This window comes from Moritella sp. 36, assembly GCF_018219415.1.
GTDB lineage: Bacteria > Pseudomonadota > Gammaproteobacteria > Enterobacterales > Moritellaceae > Moritella.
In genome coordinates this window covers 4,486,552-4,505,484 of record NZ_CP056120.1, presented here as the reverse complement: position 1 = coordinate 4,505,484, position 18,933 = coordinate 4,486,552, and the positions used below count along the sequence as shown (strand labels likewise).

Genomic DNA, 18,933 nt, shown 5'->3' with positions numbered 1-18,933 from the left:
GTTAGGAATTAAGACATGGTTGCGGTACGTGATTCTCATTTGACCAACCCGAAAGACTTTGATGCGAAGACCTGGACGTCTTCGTTAGCACTCACCTCGACAGAGCAAGATGAATTATTTGAGTTATATTCTCAATTAGCATTAAAAGAAACAGCTGAATCCTTAGAGGATGAAGCTGAAGTTCATTTCCCGTTACTTGCTTACGGGGTGGAAATGGTTGAAATATTGATGACCATGGATATGGATATGGATACCTTAAAGGTCGCTTTGCTATATCCATTTTTTGATGCCAAGTTATATGATAACGAACAAATTGACACCTTGTTTGGCTGCAAGTTATTACCCTTATTAGTCGCCGTTGTAGAGATGGATGCGATCCGTACGCTACAAGCAAAATCACAAAAGCCATCGGAAAGTCAGGTGGATAATCTACGCCGTATGTTAATGGCAATTGTGGATGATGTACGCGCGATTGTGATCAAATTAGCTGAACGTATTTGTCATCTTCGTCAGGTTAAAAATGAATCTGAAGAAGAGCGTGTACTAGCTGCAAAAGAAATTTCAGATATCTATGCGCCGCTTGCTAACCGTTTAGGTATTGGTCAGCTTAAGTGGGAATTAGAAGATCTATCATTCCGTTATTCGCATCCTGATACCTATAAAAAAATTGCCAAACTATTACTTGAACGGCGTATTGATCGCGAAGAGTTTATTGCTAACTTTGTCTCGCAAGTTAAAACGGGTGTTGAAGCTGCAGGCGGTAAAGTCGAAGTTTACGGACGTCCCAAGCATATCTACAGTATCTGGAAAAAGATGCAGAAGAAAAATTTGGATTTCACTGGTTTATATGACGTACGTGCAGTGCGTGTGATCGCGGCTGAATTACAGGATTGTTATGCTGCTTTAGGGGTTATTCATAATTTATTCCGTCCTATTCCCAGTGAATTTGATGACTATGTAGCAAATCCAAAAGCCAATGGTTATCAATCCATCCATACCGTTGTCGCGGTAGGGGATGAGAATAAAGCCGTTGAAGTACAGATCCGTACCAAGCAAATGCACGATGACGCAGAATTGGGTGTTGCTGCGCATTGGCGTTATAAAGAAGGTTCTGATAGCACCAAGAAAGGCAGTTACGAAGAGAAAATTGCTTGGCTACGTAAATTATTAGCATGGCAAGATGATATGGCTGAAAGCGGTAGCTTAGTTGATGAGTTACGCAGTCAGGTATTTGATGATCGTGTGTATGTGTTTACCCCAAAAGGTGATGTGGTTGATATGCCACAAGGTTCAACGCCGCTTGATTTTGCTTACTATGTACATAGTATGGTTGGTCATCGCTGTATTGGAGCCAAAATCAGTGGTCGTATTGTCCCGTTCACGTATGAACTACAGACTGGCGACCAGGTTGAAATTATCACCCAGAAAAATCCCAATCCAAGTCGTGATTGGTTATTACCGAATCTCGGTTATGTGAAATCTGCGCGCGCACGAGCCAAGATTAATACATACTTTAAGCGTCTTGATCGCGATAAGAATGTCGCCGCTGGTAAAGACATGCTAGAAGGTGAGTTGCATAAACTTAAACTCCAGCTGTCTGATGCGAGCTGTGCCTTCGAGCGTTTTAACTCTAATACGCTAGAAGATTTATTGGCCCAGGTTGGTAGTGGCGATGCGCGTCTTAACCAAGTAATTAACCATATTAAAGTACTGCTATTACAGCCTAGTGCGGAAGAAGAAGATAAGCTTGCGCTAGAGTTGGTTGACCAGCAAGTACAAAAATCACAAAACCAGCAGAAGAAAAAGCGTAATAAAGATCATATTGTAGTGGAAGGGATGGGGAATTTGATGACCCATATTGCGAATTGTTGTCAGCCGATCCCTGGTGATGACATTGTCGGCTATATTACGCAAGGACGTGGTATCTCGATCCACCGTAATGGTTGTTTACAGTATGCTGATTTAAGTAATCGCCAACCAGAACGTATTATTGATGCGGTTTGGGGCGACGATTTTAGTGGCGGTTATCGTGTCACACTGGTGGTACATGCAACGGATCGTAGAGGTTTATTACGTGACTTAACGACTATCTTTGCTAATGATCGTATCCATGTCGTTGGTATGAATACTCGGACGGATACTAAGTTACAAACAGCGACGTTAGAGATTAATATCGAGCTTTATAATATTGATACTCTGAGCCATTTGACCAACCGTATGAGTCAGGTTAAAGGTGTGATTTACGCTAAGCGTTTAAGATAATTGATTACATAAAATATGTATCTGTAATGTAGTGAACTATAAAGCCGGGATTGTGATTTCAATACCGGCTTTTATCTCAGAAATAATTTTACTTGTCGGTATGTCTACATCTGAAGTATTAGCGGTAGGTATTATAGCCAAGTCTTTTTCTTGTCATTTTGCATGTTATTTCCTTACTTACCAAATAAAACTCACACCAAAAACATACTTTAATCCACACGTTAGAAACTCCTATCACCTAATTACTTGATGTACATCGCATTCCCTTTATTTTTATCGAATACTCTTTCTAATTAGACAGAGTGTTCTGTTTATTTGCGGTAGCGTATGAAAAGCATGCTTTAAAGCTGTATAGAGTAATTGAATTTAAGGAAGAATTGCGATGAAATTAAGGAAATTTTCACTGCGCTTTACTGTCGGTACCATGTTTGTGCTTGCAACACTTATGACTGGATTTGTTGCGGTATCTTTGCAATACCATTTCAGCAAAAAAATGGCGATGGAACACACGTTGCAAAGTTTATCCAAGGCATCTTTCGATTTATCAGCATATATACAAAATTTAGAACGTGATGCCTCTAATACGGCACGCTTATTGGTTGCGATGAACCAGATGTTTGATATTCAATCTAATGAGATAGAGCTTAGTAATATTCTTGCCGAAATCATGATTGAAAATTCACTATTTTACAGTATCTATGTTGGCTCAGAGAATAATGATTTTTATCAATTGATTAACCTTGATTCTTCACCGATTGTACGAGAAAAGCTTGCTGCAAATCGGGATGATCGCTGGGTTGTTATCAAGATAACGGGTGATAGACAGAATCGAGTTCGTGGCACTTATTATTACGACAGTCACTTTGTATTACGAGACGTAAGCATTAGTGAGAGTAATTATTTTCCAACCGAAAGACCGTGGTATGTGGCTGCGAATACAGATTCGGTATTTAAAACAAAGCCCTACTTATTTCAACATTTAAAAATTACAGGTCAAACTTATTCACTCAAATTTAAAGACAAAAATAACCAAGATCAAAGTAGAATTCTGGGTATTGATATTGTGTTGTCTTCTATCGCAGATAAGTTGTCGAATAATTCATTCGATTTAAGTGATATTAGCGAAATTGAGTCTTATTTATACATAAAATCTGGCGAAGTTATCTCTTCAAGTCGTCAAGCCGCTAAGCGCATTGCCATCCCCAAATCTGATATGTTGGCGTTAACAGCGCAGCAGCGTAGCGTTATCAGCACAGCTGCGACAATAAAGATATCAAACCAAAATGACAGGGTGCCACTTGATTTTTCTTTATCCGGGAAGCCTCAAGGATATGCTATCGATATATTACTGTTGATTGAAGACATGACGGGGATTGATTTTGAGTTTATTAATGGCTTTTCTTGGTTCGAGTTAATTGACAAGTATAACAATGGCTCTTTAGATGGATTGCATTCATTACAGCAGAATCAGAGCAGTAGATATTCAGGTGTATATAGTGATCCTATTTATGATTTCAATTTTGCTTTGGTGACGCGTATGAGTAGTGCGGATGTTCATAATTATGCTGAATTGGCAGGACAGAAAGTTGCGATCTTATCGGGTTGGCCTATGACAGCTAAATTACGCCAAGATTTCCCTCACATTGAGTTGATTGAATTTGTGGATAGAAATGCAGCATTTAAATCTGTTTCGGAGGGGGACACTGACGCATTATTAGATGTTAAACCGGTACTCATTTCTGGATTATCGCAATATTTCTATAAAAATCTTAAGTTGCATGATGATATTATTGATCTAGTAGAACAATTTTCTTCAGCGTTTTACATCGTGCTTAAATCCGAGCATGAGGACCTGATTCCCATTATTAATGCTGCTATAGCTAATATTAGTGCTAACCAGCGAGCGGTACTTGCGAGTAAATGGCTTGGGAATAAAGTTATACACGACAATATTATGGTGCCCTATCAAGACCTAGTATCATTAACTGGAACACAAGGTAATCATGACCAAATTTTGGATCGTGTCATCGAAGATCAGGAAAAGTTAGTTTATATTAGTCCTGTTAAAGTTGGCGCCAATTCGGAAGAATTCTTCGCTGTAGTCATCCCGAAAAGAGTGATTTACCAGAAGGTAAATGAGCAGGTAAAAATAGCTATTTTTGTGACAGTTATTTTCATGTTATTGATGTTGCCTTTAGCTTGGTTGTTTGGTGCTCCGATTGTCAGACCAATTCGACAATTACGAATTGAAACGAGAAAAGTACAAGAGCGGCGCTATGATGAAGTGCAATTAGTGGATACGGCGATAAAAGAAGTCTGGGAATTATCTGAAGCTATGATGGATATGTCAAAAGACTTACAGCAATATGAAGCAGCACAAAAAGAATTCTTAGAAGCGTTTATTAAGCTTATTGCACAAGCCATTGATGATAAATCGAAATACACGGCTGGTCATTGTAATCGTGTGCCAGAGCTTGGCATAATGTTAGCAGAGGTTACTGAGCAATGTGATTCTGCGTTATTTAAAGATTTCAAATTTGCCAACGCGGATGAGAAACGTGAATTTAGAATTGCGGCTTGGCTACATGATTGTGGCAAGATCACGACACCTGAATATATTGTCGATAAGGGCACTAAATTAGAGGCAAATTACAACCGTATTCACGAAGTTAGAACGCGGTTTGAAGTGTTGTGGCGTGATGCTGAAATCTCCGCGCTCAAACAACAAATCGTATTACCAGAGCATAAGAGTACGATTGATGCTGCGCTTAAGGCCAAACAACAGAAGTTGACCGATGATTTTGCGTTTATTGCGGCATCGAATGTAGGCGGTGAGTTTATGAGTGATGATAAAGTTGCCCGCGTGAAGGTTTTATCAGAACAAACATGGTTACGTCATTTCGATGATAGTCTAGGACTGTCTTCGGCTGAAGAGCTGCTGAAAAAAGAATCGTTAAATACCCGTTTACCAGTGATTGAAAAATTGCTTTCAGATAAAGCTGATCATATTGTTGAGCGAGATCGTAAAGTGGAGTTTGACCCTAAGTTTGGTATTAAGATGGACGTACCAGAGCATCAGTATAACTTAGGAGAAGTCTATAATTTAACGATTAGTCGCGGCACGTTAACCGCGGAAGACAGGTATAAGATCAATGAACATATGATCAGTACAATTAAGATGTTAGACAACCTCCCCTTTCCGCCAGAATTAAGTCGTGTCCCGCGTTACGCTTCAACTCACCATGAAACATTAAAAGGCACGGGTTATCCGCGTAAACTGACTGCTGATGATCTTTCTATTCCAGAACGTATCTTAGTGATCGCTGATATCTTTGAAGCCCTGACCGCGTCTGACCGTCCTTATAAGAAAGCTAAACCAGTCAGTGTTGCAGTTGATATCATGTATAAGATGGCCTTGGATCAGCATTTAGATATTGAGTTGTTTAGATTATTTTTACAAAGTGGTACGCATATTAAATATGCGCAAAAATATTTGAAGTCTGAACAAATTGATGAGATTGATTTAAGTAAGTATCTGCAACCAGAACACTTAGATGAGGTTGATTTAAGTAAACAATTGACTGCTTAATAGCCATTATAACGTACTGTGGAGCATCATCAGATGATTCATCGTGCGTTATAAACCCTTCCTAGATCATTTAGTCACGCCTCTCCAAACGTAATGAATATCATTATATACTCACTGATAAATCATTTAGTCTCAGTTATGGTTCAATTTAAAGTAATGAGTCAGGATCTTGGGATTTCGCAGAAAAGTTGAATTAATAGGATTTATTTTGAAAGAAAAGTACACGGTTAATGATTTACGGCATATTGTTGAGAAGTTACGTAATCCAGATACAGGATGCCCTTGGAACTTGCAGCAAAGCTTTGCGTCGATAGCTAAGTTTACGTTGGAGGAAGCTTATGAAGTTGTTGATACTATTGAAAATAATGATTTGAAAGGTCTTGAGGGTGAAGTTGGTGATCTGCTTTACCACGTACTCTATTATAGCCAATTAGGACAGGAAGAGGCGTTATTCAGCTTTGATGACGTTATTCAACAGCTTGCTGAGAAATTAATCCAACGTCATCCACATATTTTTGGTGAAATAAAACTACAGTCTGAATCTGAAGTTATTGCCGCATGGCAAAAACAAAAATCGAAAGAGCGTTTTGAAAATCATAAAAAACCGGCTCAACACAGTGCATTAGACAATATACCCAATGTTTTTCCAGCACTGGTTAGAGCGGCTAAAATACAGCAAAGAGCTGCCGGTGTTAACTTTGATTTTGAACATTATAAGCAAGCATTATCAAAGGTTTACGAGGAGGTTGACGAAGTTGTTGCAGAAGCGGATGCTGTGGCTATTGATCAGGCTAAGTTAGAAGAAGAATTAGGTGATTTATTGTTCTCTGTAGTGAACGTCACACGCCACCTAAAACACGATCCTGAGCAAGCACTTCGTAAGGCAAATGAAAAGTTTGAAAAAAGATTTAGACAGGTCGAAGTACTTGCATTACAGAATGGTAAGATACTAAGTGATTGTTCTGTAGGGGAAATGGAATCATTTTGGCAGAAAGTGAAATAAAATTACAACATATGATCTACCGCACAGTTATCGAAAAACGACAATGCTATACTTGTCAACATTGTGGGATGAGGGGGATTTGTTTATAATGTCGTCCCTTCTGGTATATATTCAATAATACACATTTAATCCCTAACAACTTCAGGTTATGTATGACAACTAAGTACGTTTTTGTTACTGGTGGGGTAGTATCCTCATTAGGTAAAGGTATTGCGGCAGCATCATTAGCAGCTATTTTAGAAGCGCGTGGCTTAAAAGTCACAATGATGAAACTAGACCCTTACATTAACATTGATCCGGGCACAATGAGCCCGATTCAACATGGTGAAGTATTCGTAACGGACGATGGTGCTGAGACTGATCTAGATTTAGGTCACTATGAGCGCTTTATTCGTACTCACATGACTAAACGTAATAACTTTACAACAGGTAAAGTGTATTCATCAGTGCTTGCTAAAGAGCGCCGTGGTGATTACTTAGGTGCAACGATTCAGGTTATCCCACACATTACGAATGAGATCAAAGAACGCGTAATCGCGGGCAGTGAAGGCTTTGATGTTGCAGTAGTAGAAGTGGGTGGTACGGTAGGTGATATCGAATCTCAACCTTTCCTAGAAGCATTACGCCAAATGGGCGTGCAACTAGGTCGTGACCACACAATGTTTATGCATTTAACATTAGTTCCTTATTTAGGTGCTGCTGGTGAAGTTAAAACAAAACCAACACAACACTCAGTGAAAGAGCTACGTTCAATTGGTATTCAGCCTGACATCCTAATTTGTCGTTCTGATCGTAATGTACCAGCGAACGAACGCGCTAAAATCTCGTTATTCTGTAACGTAGAAGAAAAAGCCGTTATTTCACTGAAAGATGTAGACAGTATTTACAAAATTCCTGCGCTATTAAAATCACAAGGTCTAGACGAGCTAATTGTTAACCGTTTCGGTTTAACAGCACCAGAAGCCGATCTAGCTGAGTGGGAACAGGTAATTTTCGAAGAAGCTAACCCAACTGAAGAAATTATTATCGGTATGGTTGGTAAATACATCGAACTACCAGACGCATACAAATCAGTAAATGAAGCACTTAAGCACGGTGGTTTGAAAAATCGTCTAAGCGTGAAAATTAAATATATTGATTCACAAGATCTTGAAGCGAAAGGCACTGATATTCTAAAAACTGTTGACGGTATCTTGGTACCAGGTGGTTTCGGTGAACGTGGTGTTGAAGGTAAAATTCTTGCAGCTCAATTTGCGCGTGAGAACAAGGTTCCTTACTTCGGTATCTGTTTAGGTATGCAAGTAGCGCTAATCGAATTCGCACGTAATGTTGCAGGTCTAGAAGGCGCACATTCAACAGAATTTAATCCAGAAACTAAGTTCCCTGTAGTTGGTTTAATTACAGAATGGATTGATGAATCAGGTAACGTTGAAGAACGTACTGGCGCATCAGATCTGGGTGGTACTATGCGTTTAGGTGCACAACTTTGCCACCTGAAAGCGGGTAGTAAAGTAAGAGAAATGTACGGTAGTGCGACGATTAAAGAACGTCATCGTCACCGTTATGAAGTTAACAACAACCTTCTTCCTAAAATCGAGAAAGCAGGCCTTAAAGTAACAGGTTTATCTGCGGATAAGAAATTAGTAGAGATTGTTGAGAATCCGAATCATCCTTGGTTTGTTGCTGCGCAATTCCACCCGGAATTCACGTCAACACCACGAGATGGTCACGCATTATTTGAAGGATTCATTAATGCTGCTGGTGAAAATAAAAAATCATCAACTAGCTAATCAGAGATTTTAATATTAGTGCCGCGGTAACGCGGCATACTTAAATTTTTAATAGTTAAGGAAGTAAAAATGTCTAAGATCGTTAAAATTATTGGTCGCGAAATCATTGATTCACGTGGTAACCCTACTGTTGAAGCTGAAGTTCACCTAGAAGGTGGTTTCATCGGTATGGCACCTGCTCCATCTGGTGCATCAACAGGTTCTCGTGAAGCACTTGAATTACGTGACGGCGACAAAACTCGCTTTTTAGGTAAAGGTGTTCTTAAAGCTGTTGCAGCAATCAATGGTCCAATTGCTGAAGCACTAATTGGTAAAGATGCAACTGATCAAGCTGCAATCGACCAAGTGATGATCGATCTAGACGGTACTGAAAACAAAGCTAACTTCGGTGCTAATGCTATCCTTGCTGTTTCTCTAGCTAACGCTAAAGCGGCTGCATCTGCAAAAGGTTTACCACTTTACGCTCACATTGCTGAGTTAAATGGTACTCCTGGTCAATACTCTATGCCTCTACCAATGATGAACATCATCAACGGTGGCGAGCACGCTGATAACAACGTAGACATTCAAGAGTTCATGATCCAACCTGTTGGCGCTAAAACTCTTAAAGAAGCACTACGTATCGGTGCTGAAGTATTCCACAACCTAGCTAAAGTTCTTAAGTCTAAAGGTCTAAGTACTGCTGTTGGTGATGAAGGTGGTTTTGCTCCCGACCTAGAATCAAATGCTGCTGCACTAGCTGCAATTGAAGAAGCTGTTAAAGCTGCTGGTTATGAAATGGGTAAAGACGTTACACTTGCTATGGATTGTGCTGCTTCTGAGTTCTATAACAAAGAAGAAGGTATCTACGATCTTAAAGGCGAAGGTAAGAAATTTACTGCTGAAGAGTTCAACCACTATCTTGCTGGTCTTGTTGACCAATACCCAATCGTATCGATTGAAGATGGTCTAGATGAATCTGATTGGGCTGGTTTCAAACACCAGACTGAACTACTAGGTGACAAGATCCAATTAGTTGGTGATGATTTATTTGTGACTAACACTAAGATTTTGACACGTGGTATTGAAGAAGGTATCACTAACTCAATCCTAATCAAATTCAACCAAATTGGTTCACTAACTGAAACGTTAGCAGCAATCAAAATGGCGAAAGACGCAGGCTTTACAGCTGTAATCTCTCACCGTTCTGGTGAAACTGAAGATGCAACAATTGCTGACCTTGCTGTTGGTACATGTGCTGGCCAAATCAAAACGGGTTCTATGAGCCGTTCAGATCGTGTTGCTAAGTACAACCAATTAATCCGTATCGAAGAAGCGCTAGGTGATGCTGCTCCTTTCCACGGTCTTAAAGAGGTTAAGGGTCAAGCTTAATTTGCTTAACTGTTAATTCTGAATAGATTAAAAAACCCGCTTTTTAGCGGGTTTTTTTTATGTATACGCTAACCAAACTCTGCATTATATGTGACAATAACTGATTAATTTACAGGATGATTGTCATGCGCCTTCTTTATTTTGTATTAATCTCCATACTCAGCTTGCTAATCTATCATTTTATTGCCGGTAATAACGGGGTGATGGATTACAGTCGTATCGAACGTGAAGTCATCGTTCAGCAAATGAATAATCAAGTTTTAATCGATCGTAATACCGCGTTAAAAAATGAAATATTAGATTTACGCAATGGGTATGACGCGATAGAAGAGCGTACCCGTAATGAACTTGGCATGATTAAAGAAGGTGAGACCTTCTACCGTATTATTAGTGATGATAACTAGGTTAGCGAGATGACAGAACAATTTATTGCGGTTGTCCCAGCCGCTGGCGTCGGCGCCAGAATGGGCGCGAGTATACCCAAGCAATATTTGATGTTGCAAGATAAAACAGTGATTGAACACACGTTAACGGCGTTGTTAAGTCACCCTAATATTGCGCAAGTCGTTGTGGCCCTCGGCCCGGAAGATGGCTGGTTTACTGATATTGCTATCGCGAAAGATCCGGCAATTATCCGTGTGAATGGCGGTAAAGAGCGTGCAGATTCGGTACTCGCGGGATTGCAGGCTTGTCAGTCGTATAATTGGGTTCTGGTACATGATGCCGCACGGCCTTGTCTTACTCATGCCGATGTGGACAGTTTGATTGCTGGCGCACTGGCATCTGAACATGGTGCTATTCTAGGGTGCCAGGTTCGCGATACAATGAAACGTACTGATGCTAATGGCAATATTATTACGACGGTCGAGCGTGATTTATTATGGCATGCGTTAACACCACAAATGTTTCCCGTTAAATTGTTAACCGATGCGTTAACTGCGGGATTAGCGAGTAATGCGAATATTACCGATGAGGCTTCAGCCATTGAACGATTAGGTTTAATGCCCAAAATGGTCGTTGGTCGCGCGGATAATATTAAAATTACACGTCCAGAAGACATGCCGTTAGCAACACTGTATCTACAACAGTCAGTGAATAATAAATAGGGAAAATATTTAATGTTTAGAATTGGTCATGGTTTTGATGTTCATAAATTTGGTAATGCTGGTCCTGTTATGATTAACGGTGTCGCGATCCCTTATGAACAAGGTTTTCTGGCTCACTCAGATGGTGATGTGGCGTTACATGCGATTTGCGATGCGCTACTTGGTGCTTTAGCGCTTGGTGATATTGGCCATCATTTTCCTGATACGTCGGCTGAGTTCGAAAATATTGATAGCCGTATTCTATTACGCGATGTGTTTAGTAAAGTCAAAGAACTGGGTTATCGCATTGGTAATTTAGATGTCACTATTATTGCTCAAGCACCTAAAATTGCCCCACATATTCAAGCAATGCGTGCAGTATTAAGCACGGATCTTGAAACCGAATTGTCAGCGGTGAATGTGAAAGCAACCACCACTGAAAAACTCGGATTCACTGGTCGTAAAGAAGGCGTGGCATGCGAAGCTGTCGTGCTGTTAATGAAAAATACATAATAAGTGAATATAAATTAATGCAAACTAATCCTAATGCGGAGACATCAATGCTTCCTGAATTTGAATATTTATATGGCAAACCTAACGTAACTGGTTTTATTAAGCAGGAAGCTGCCGATTTTGTGGTTATTGAAGACCTTGGTTTTGAATTAACGGGTGAAGGTGAACACATCTTTATTTCCATCCGTAAAATAGGTGAAAATACCCAATATGTTGCCCGTGAATTAGCCAAAGCAGCCGGTGTTTCAGGCAAGGATGTGAGTTATGCTGGGCTTAAAGACCGCCATGCTATTACTGAACAATGGTTTGGTATTCACATGGCGGGTAAAGAAACTCCCGATTTTTCTGTGATTGAAACAGCGCAAATTAAAGTATTAAAAATTGTTCGTCATAATAAAAAGTTACGTACTGGTGCATTAAAAGGTAATCAATTTACATTAAAACTAACGGACCTAAGCAGTACGGATGGATTAGCCGAGCGTTTAGAAAAAATTAAAACCACTGGTGTGCCGAACTATTTCGGTGAACAGCGATTTGGTCAAAACGGTAATAACATTGTGCGCGCACAAGCGATGTTTGCGGGTGAAAAAGTAAAAGATCGTAATAAGCGTAGTTTTTATATTTCAGCTGCACGTAGTTTGATATTCAATCATGTTGTCAGTGAACGAATTAAACAAGATAAATGGCAAACTGCAATGTCAGGTGATTGCTTTATTCTACAGGGTTCTAATTCATTCTTTGCGGAAGAAACCTTAACTGACGACATTATCGAACGTGTTGCCCAAGGCGCGCTACAATTATCGGCGCCACTCGTTGGTAAAGGTAACAGCAGCGCGACGAACGAAGCGCTAACATTTGAAAGCAGTATCATTACGCAATATCCAGAATTGCTTGAAGGTTTAAGTGCTGCGGGCCTACGTCAAGAGCGTAAAGCGTTAATATTACGTCCTGAAAACTTTAGCTACCAGCTAGCTGAAGATAGCCTAACAGTAAGTTTCTATCTGCCATCGGGTTGTTTTGCGACGAGTATTGTACGTGAATTGATTGAAGAAAAAGTCGTTATTCGTCACTTTGACCAAGCGCCAACATCAGGAACCGTATGATTGAATTGGGTAATACAGGAGTAGCAGGGCAGCGTATAAAAGCGCTGCTTGAAGAACAAGGAATTCGAGAACCGAGCGTGTTAGCTGCAATGCAAAATACACCTCGAAACTATTTTGTTGAAGAAGCGCTAGCGTTACAGGCATGGGGAAATCAGGCTTTACCCATTGGGGCAGGGCAAACGATATCTCAGCCTTATATTGTTGCACGAATGACGGAACTATTATTGCAAACTAAGCCAACAAAAGTATTGGAAATCGGCACGGGTTCAGGTTATCAAACGGCTATTTTAGCGCAGGTATTTCCACAGGTTTATTCGGTGGAACGGATCCAAGCGTTACAATGGCAAGCGAAGCGTCGGTTAAAGAATCTCGATCTGCATAACGTGATGATGAAATACGGCGATGGTTGGCAAGGTTGGCAGAGCAAAGGCCCTTTCGATGCTATTATCGTGACTGCTGCCCCCGCTTCTGTACCACAAGCATTACTGACGCAACTGGTTGATGGCGGGCAACTAATTTTGCCATTAGGTGTCGAATCTCAGGTGTTGCAAGTGATCACTCGTAATGGTGATACTTATACCAGTCAAAACATTGAACATGTCAGATTTGTGCCATTAATTATCGGCGATTTAGCGTGACGGTGTTTTTGCTAGACTTGAGGATTATGGTATTTAAATCATGGGATTAGGGGGAGTTAAGCGGTGACCATCAGCAGCAGGTATTTATGCAATATACGCCGATACCATTTATGGCTTCGTATCGCTGTTGTCTTTTTTTTAGTTCAGTTAGCTGGTTGTTCTACTGCTAATCATAGCCCTGCACCCGTCACGAGTGTTCAGGGTTATAAAACAGAGTTGAAATCAAGTATTAGTACGTCCACGTATCGCGTTAAAAAAGGGGATACCTTATATGCAATTGCATGGCGTAGTAATCAAGATTTCAAGCATCTCGCGGCATTAAATAAGATCCCTAAATCGTTTCAAATTTATCCTGGGCAGCTACTTAAGCTGAAAGGCAAGATCCCGGCTCAATCTTATAGAAAGCCAAAACCAGTGACTGTGGCTAAAACTAAAACAACGAAATCAGGCTCGACTAAAACCAGTGTTAAAGCGCCCACTAGGCCATTGGTTAAACCGGTGCCGATAAAAACTGTTACGGCTAAAGTAACTCCTCCGGTAAAAGTTAAAGCGCCAGTGAAAGCAAAACCGGTTGCTGCCAAAGTCTCGAAACCGAAAGTGGTCGTTCATAATAATAAATTGTCATGGGCATGGCCTGCATCGGGTAAATTAATTAGCACTTATTCCAGCAGCAAGTCGGGACAGCAAGGGATTAACATCGGCGGTTCATTAGGGCGTAACGTACTGGCTTCTGAATCCGGTCGAGTAGTTTATTCTGGTAATGGTCTGCGTGGTTATGGCAACCTTATTATCATTAAACACAACGATGATTATCTAAGTGCTTATGCCTATAATAAAGCGTTATTAGTTAAAGAGCAGCAATGGGTTAAAGCTGGACAGAAGATTGCGAGTATGGGGAACACTGGACCTAATTCGGGCGCTGAACTGTATTTCGAAATTCGTTATCGTGGTAAACCCGTTAATCCGATACGTTACTTGCCCAAACGTTAAGCCCGACCGAAAGTTGTTTATTAGGCTAATCTTAATAGGCTATTTACTTCAGTCAGGAGCCTATACCTAATGAGCAAGATAACTGATGCAGATAAGTTAAACGTTAAAGATCATGATGTATCTGAAAACGATAAAAAAGCAAAGCCAGGGATGGATATATTTAACGATGAGCACCTTATCCCTAACGATGCGAAAAGCTTAGATGCAACACAGCTTTATCTTGGGGAAATTGGTTTTTCACCGTTATTGACCGCAGAAGAAGAAGTTTTTTATGCTCGCCGAGCGCTACGCGGTGATGCTAGTTCACGAAAACGTATGATTGAGAGTAATCTGCGTTTAGTTGTTAAGATTGCCAGGCGTTATAATAACCGTGGTTTAGCTTTACTTGATTTAATTGAGGAGGGTAATCTTGGATTGATCCGCGCGGTCGAAAAATTCGATCCCGAACGGGGCTTTCGTTTCTCTACTTATGCAACATGGTGGATCCGGCAAACGATTGAACGGGCCATTATGAACCAAACCCGCACTATACGTTTACCTATCCATGTCGTTAAAGAACTTAATGTTTATCTTCGTGCAGCACGTGAACTTGCTCATGAGTTAGATCATGAACCGACAGCCGAGGACATTGCGGAAAAGTTAGATAAGCCAGTTGCCGATGTCAGTAAAATGCTGCGTTTAAATGAGCGTATTAGTTCTGTAGATACGCCTATAGGGGGCGATTCAGAGAAAGCGCTATTGGATATTATTTCGGATGATAAAGGCGATGGTCCTGAGCGCTGCACGCAGAACGATGATATTAAGTTTAGCATTGTGCGTTGGCTTGAAGAGCTGAACCCGAAACAACGCGAAGTATTGGCTAGGCGTTTTGGCTTACTCGGCTATGATGCCTCGACACTCGAGGATGTTGGTCGTGAAATTGGCTTAACCCGTGAACGCGTTCGTCAAATTCAAGTGGAAGCATTACGACGTTTACGGGAGTTATTAGCACAGCAAGGACTCTCTGTTGAAGCATTGTTCAGGTTATAAAGTACTGCTAAACGACCTTATTGAGTTGTTAATAATTAAGCTATTCCCTAGTCTTAGTTATTAACACTTTAATCAACCTTTAGCCTTATTTTATTAAAATCAGTCATTCTCTTCATTTTTTTCTAGTATCTTGATAACCCTCTGTAAACAAGGATTGTTTAAGGACGGTTATGCTATCTACTCATTATTTCATTAAGTTATTTTTGACAGTTAGTTTTGTTTTATTTGTCACGTCTTGTTCAACACCGCGATTATTTATTAATAGTGATCTTCCAGCCATTGAGAATGATGCTAAATTGATTGTATTGCCAACAGACATACACGGATTATCGGGCTCAAGGTCAGATAAAGAAACGATTTTTTATGAGTCGTTTAAAACGGCATTTGGTCAACAAGCAATTGAGACTCCACAGCTTACAGCACGCTTAAAAGCGAAGGGCTATGCAGATATATCCTGGAAAATGAGTCATGCTATGCACCGCCTTGTTACCAAGAGTGACGGTTTTAGTTATACGGATGCGTATTACTCAGCGTTTAATAATGGTGAAACGAGAAGTAAATTCAGAACACTTGATAATGAGTTATATTATTTGAGTCAATGGTTAAAGCAAGCCTATCAACTATCCGCTGTGCCGGAATATATTGCTGTTGCGCATATTGATAGTATGGGGGTGTCACAAGCGAAGAATTCGATTAAATATCGGGTGATTGCTGGGGTCTATTCTACCCAACGACAGGCGTTAGAACGGGTGGTTACTTATGTAACAGAAAGCCCAAATAATCCTATCGCTATTTTGCATGATTTAGATAATTTGGGCTTTTTGATCTATCGTGAACTATTTAATATTGGAGTATAGAAATTAAAGTTGTTCTTTTAAACGGTATAAAACATCCAGAGCTTCCCGTGGTGTCATATTATCGATATTTAACGCACTGAGGTCATCGATCACGGGGTGAGAAACGGGCGTCACTTCAACTTGTGGGCGTTCACCTGCTACAACGGGTTGGTGTGAATTTACCTCTAACTCATGTAACTTGACTTTAGCTGCATGAATTACCGTTTTTGGTACGCCTGCTAATGCCGCAACTTGCAAGCCATAACTGCGATCTGCCGCGCCGTCTTGCACTGCGTGCATAAATACGATCGAGTCACCGTGCTCAACCGCATCGAGATGCACATTGACTAAACTTGGGTGCTGTTCTGCTAACGTGGTTAGCTCAAAGTAATGCGTTGCAAAGAGAGTATAAGCCTGGATCTTATTCGTTAGGTATTCTGCACATGCCCATGCTAATGATAAACCATCGTAAGTGCTGGTGCCGCGACCAATCTCGTCCATCAATACCAAACTATTTGCAGTAGCATTGTGCAAAATATTCGCTGTCTCGGTCATTTCTACCATGAAGGTCGAGCGACCTGACGCGAGATCATCTGATGCCCCAATGCGTGTAAAAATACGGTCGATTAATGACGTTGTTACTTGCTCGGCTGGCACGAAACTACCAATGTGTGCCATTAGAGTGATCAAGGCCGTTTGACGCATGTAGGTTGATTTACCACCCATATTAGGACCGGTAATGATCAACATACGACGTTCAGGATTAAGCTGAACAGGATTGGCAATGAAGGGGTCCGTCATCACTTGCTCTACTACAGGATGACGCCCATTAGTAATGTCGATACCCGGTTGGACACTAATTGTTGGTCGGCAATAATGCAAGGTTTCTGCGCGTTCAGCAAAGTTACACAATACATCAAGTTCAGATAATGCCGCAGCGCTGTCTTGCAGTGCGGGAATATACGGTAACAACTTATCTAATAGTTGCTCATAAAGTTGTTTCTCTAGCGCCAGTGACTTACCTTGGCTACTGAGAACTTTATCTTCGTGTTCTTTCAGTTCAGGTATGATGTAACGTTCGGTATTCTTCAGCGTTTGACGTCTGATATACGTTGCTGGTACTTGATCTGATTGAAGACGACTGACTTCGATGAAGTAGCCGTGTACCCGGTTATAACCGACTTTTAAGGTTGGGATACCGGTTTGCTGTTTTTCGCGATCTTCCAATGCTTGTAGATAATCGGTAGCACCTTTACTTAGGGTACGCCATTCATCTAACTCTTGGTTATAACCGGGGGCTATCACGCCACCGTCTCGGATTAATACTGGCGGGTTGTCGATAACGGCGAACGTCAGTAGCTGTTCTAGCTCAGTGAACTCACCAGCTAATTGCTGCAATGAGTTTAAGTGTTCGGTATCGTGTTCTGCTAACAGTGTTTGTAATTCGGGTAACTGCTGGAAAGCATTACGTAAACGCACAAGATCACGAGGACGTGCAGAGCGTAATGACAAGCGTGCAATGATACGTTCAATATCACCAATAGTACGTAGAACTGGCTGGATATCGTTTAATGCACCCACATCAAGTAAGGATTGAATACTTGATTGGCGTTGTTGCAATACCAAGCTGTCACGAATTGGCTGGTGTAACCAACGTTTTAATAGTCGGCTGCCCATTGGTGTTGAAGTATGATCAAGTACTTCTGCAAGGGTATTATCAAAACCACCAGATAGGTTTTGGGTCAGTTCTAGGTTACGGCGAGTTGCTGCATCCATGACGACCATTTGTTCGGTTTGTTCAAGTTTGATCGCTCGAATATGTGGAAGTGCGGTACGTTGGGTTTCTTTCACATACTGCATCAAACACCCTGCAGCACATAACGCTACTGGTGAGTTTTCAACCCCAAAACCAATCAGATCTTTAGTGCCAAACTGTTGGCATAAGACGTTGCGACCAGTTTGTAAATCAAACTCCCATTCAGGGCGGCGACGTAAGCCTTTAAGTTGGTTGATGTGTTGCATTGATTCAAATGATTCGCAATACAACAGCTCTGCAGGGTCGGTACGTTGCAGTTCTGCCAGTAGTGTTTCTTCTGACGTAAATTGATTGATCAGGAAACGGCCGCTGCCCATATCTAACGTCGCATAACCAAAAGTAATGCCATCATGGAATAATGCTGCTAATAAATTGTCATTTTTCTCGGTGAGTAAGGCTTCGTCACTGACAGTGCCTGGTGTCACAATACGAACCACTTTACGTTCAACAGGGCCTTTGGATGTCGCAGGATCACCAATTTGTTCACAGATCGCTACCGATTCACCACTACGTACTAGCTTTGCTAAATAACCTTCCAACGAATGGTAAGGGATACCAGCCATTGGGATAGGATTACCATTTGACTTACCACGCTTGGTCAGAGATATACCTAATAATTGCGACGCTTTTTTGGCATCATCATAAAATAACTCATAAAAATCGCCCATGCGATAAAAGAGTAAGATCTCTGGTTGCTCAGCTTTTAACTTAAAGAATTGCTGCATCATAGGGGTGTGATTGGTTAAGTCTTGAGGTGCAAGAAAGTTAGGTTGCATAGCGGCTCGGTTTAAAAATAATAGTTGCAGCTATAATAACAATGCTAAAGCACGGTGGCGACTGTATTTTTTGTACGTAAGTATGAGCCACTAATAATAATTAAAAAAAATATTCGTTTATTACTTGATACT

The 18,933-nt window shown here is 40.8% G+C and carries 14 protein-coding genes; 13 read left to right on the top strand and 1 reads right to left on the bottom strand.

Annotated elements, in window-relative coordinates:
• Window positions 1-15 precede the first annotated feature (15 nt).
• The 13 genes from relA to HWV03_RS19935 all read left to right on the top strand — a co-directional run bounded on the left by relA (window position 16) and on the right by HWV03_RS19935 (window position 16,230).
• The gene (gene relA, locus HWV03_RS19995; protein WP_211677606.1) at window positions 16-2,262 is read left to right on the top strand and encodes a GTP diphosphokinase; all 2,247 of its coding nucleotides are present in this window, start codon (window positions 16-18) and stop codon (window positions 2,260-2,262) included.
• A 382-nt stretch (window positions 2,263-2,644) separates the two neighbouring features.
• Window positions 2,645-5,851: an HD domain-containing phosphohydrolase gene (locus tag HWV03_RS19990; protein WP_211677605.1), complete on the top strand. Its 3,207-nt coding sequence runs from the start codon at window positions 2,645-2,647 to the stop codon at window positions 5,849-5,851.
• Window positions 5,852-6,059: 208 nt separating this feature from the next.
• A complete protein-coding gene (gene mazG / locus HWV03_RS19985) occupies window positions 6,060-6,854 on the top strand; it encodes a nucleoside triphosphate pyrophosphohydrolase (protein ID WP_211677604.1) in 795 nt (264 codons plus the stop codon).
• Window positions 6,855-7,006: 152 nt separating this feature from the next.
• Window positions 7,007-8,644, top strand: coding sequence for a CTP synthase (locus HWV03_RS19980; RefSeq protein ID WP_211677603.1), 1,638 nt, complete (start codon window positions 7,007-7,009; stop codon window positions 8,642-8,644).
• Window positions 8,645-8,713: 69 nt separating this feature from the next.
• On the top strand, window positions 8,714-10,015 hold the full coding sequence (eno, locus tag HWV03_RS19975) for a phosphopyruvate hydratase (RefSeq protein ID WP_045108897.1): 1,302 nt from the start codon (window positions 8,714-8,716) through the stop codon (window positions 10,013-10,015).
• A 125-nt stretch (window positions 10,016-10,140) separates the two neighbouring features.
• Window positions 10,141-10,419, top strand: coding sequence for a cell division protein FtsB (ftsB, locus tag HWV03_RS19970; RefSeq protein WP_211677602.1), 279 nt, complete (start codon window positions 10,141-10,143; stop codon window positions 10,417-10,419).
• A 9-nt stretch (window positions 10,420-10,428) separates the two neighbouring features.
• A complete protein-coding gene (gene ispD / locus HWV03_RS19965) occupies window positions 10,429-11,121 on the top strand; it encodes a 2-C-methyl-D-erythritol 4-phosphate cytidylyltransferase (protein ID WP_211677601.1) in 693 nt (230 codons plus the stop codon).
• A gap of 12 nt (window positions 11,122-11,133) precedes the next feature.
• Window positions 11,134-11,613, top strand: coding sequence for a 2-C-methyl-D-erythritol 2,4-cyclodiphosphate synthase (gene ispF / locus HWV03_RS19960; protein ID WP_067041671.1), 480 nt, complete (start codon window positions 11,134-11,136; stop codon window positions 11,611-11,613).
• 17 nt (window positions 11,614-11,630) lie between these two features.
• The gene (truD, locus tag HWV03_RS19955; RefSeq protein ID WP_255546949.1) at window positions 11,631-12,716 is read left to right on the top strand and encodes a tRNA pseudouridine(13) synthase TruD; all 1,086 of its coding nucleotides are present in this window, start codon (window positions 11,631-11,633) and stop codon (window positions 12,714-12,716) included.
• A complete protein-coding gene (locus tag HWV03_RS19950) occupies window positions 12,713-13,354 on the top strand; it encodes a protein-L-isoaspartate(D-aspartate) O-methyltransferase (protein ID WP_211677599.1) in 642 nt (213 codons plus the stop codon). Before truD ends, HWV03_RS19950 begins: the two co-directional genes overlap by 4 nt.
• A 63-nt stretch (window positions 13,355-13,417) precedes the next feature.
• Window positions 13,418-14,344, top strand: coding sequence for a peptidoglycan DD-metalloendopeptidase family protein (locus tag HWV03_RS19945; RefSeq protein WP_255546948.1), 927 nt, complete (start codon window positions 13,418-13,420; stop codon window positions 14,342-14,344).
• Between the two features lie 69 nt (window positions 14,345-14,413).
• Entirely contained in the window at window positions 14,414-15,373 is a 960-nt protein-coding gene (rpoS, locus tag HWV03_RS19940; protein ID WP_211677597.1) for an RNA polymerase sigma factor RpoS, read from the top strand.
• 170 nt (window positions 15,374-15,543) lie between these two features.
• Window positions 15,544-16,230: an RNA polymerase subunit sigma gene (locus HWV03_RS19935; RefSeq protein WP_211677595.1), complete on the top strand. Its 687-nt coding sequence runs from the start codon at window positions 15,544-15,546 to the stop codon at window positions 16,228-16,230.
• A 3-nt stretch (window positions 16,231-16,233) separates the two neighbouring features.
• On the opposite strand, the gene mutS is transcribed toward HWV03_RS19935, so the two are convergent.
• On the bottom strand, window positions 16,234-18,801 hold the full coding sequence (mutS, locus tag HWV03_RS19930; RefSeq protein WP_211677593.1) for a DNA mismatch repair protein MutS: 2,568 nt from the start codon (window positions 18,799-18,801) through the stop codon (window positions 16,234-16,236).
• Between the last annotated feature and the right edge of the window lie 132 nt (window positions 18,802-18,933).

What these genes read in the sequence shown, in the direction of transcription:
- HWV03_RS19935 (WP_211677595.1), top strand. Translation starts at nt 15,544, where the DNA reads ATGCTATCTACTCATTATTTCATTAAGTTATTTTTGACAGTTAGTTTT.
- eno (WP_045108897.1), top strand. Translation starts at nt 8,714, where the DNA reads ATGTCTAAGATCGTTAAAATTATTGGTCGCGAAATCATTGATTCACGT.
- rpoS (WP_211677597.1), top strand. Translation starts at nt 14,414, where the DNA reads ATGAGCAAGATAACTGATGCAGATAAGTTAAACGTTAAAGATCATGAT.
- truD (WP_255546949.1), top strand. Translation starts at nt 11,631, where the DNA reads ATGCAAACTAATCCTAATGCGGAGACATCAATGCTTCCTGAATTTGAA.
- HWV03_RS19950 (WP_211677599.1), top strand. Translation starts at nt 12,713, where the DNA reads ATGATTGAATTGGGTAATACAGGAGTAGCAGGGCAGCGTATAAAAGCG.
- mutS (WP_211677593.1), bottom strand. Translation starts at nt 18,801, where the DNA reads ATGCAACCTAACTTTCTTGCACCTCAAGACTTAACCAATCACACCCCT.
- ftsB (WP_211677602.1), top strand. Translation starts at nt 10,141, where the DNA reads ATGCGCCTTCTTTATTTTGTATTAATCTCCATACTCAGCTTGCTAATC.
- relA (WP_211677606.1), top strand. Translation starts at nt 16, where the DNA reads ATGGTTGCGGTACGTGATTCTCATTTGACCAACCCGAAAGACTTTGAT.
- HWV03_RS19980 (WP_211677603.1), top strand. Translation starts at nt 7,007, where the DNA reads ATGACAACTAAGTACGTTTTTGTTACTGGTGGGGTAGTATCCTCATTA.
- ispD (WP_211677601.1), top strand. Translation starts at nt 10,429, where the DNA reads ATGACAGAACAATTTATTGCGGTTGTCCCAGCCGCTGGCGTCGGCGCC.
- ispF (WP_067041671.1), top strand. Translation starts at nt 11,134, where the DNA reads ATGTTTAGAATTGGTCATGGTTTTGATGTTCATAAATTTGGTAATGCT.
- HWV03_RS19990 (WP_211677605.1), top strand. Translation starts at nt 2,645, where the DNA reads ATGAAATTAAGGAAATTTTCACTGCGCTTTACTGTCGGTACCATGTTT.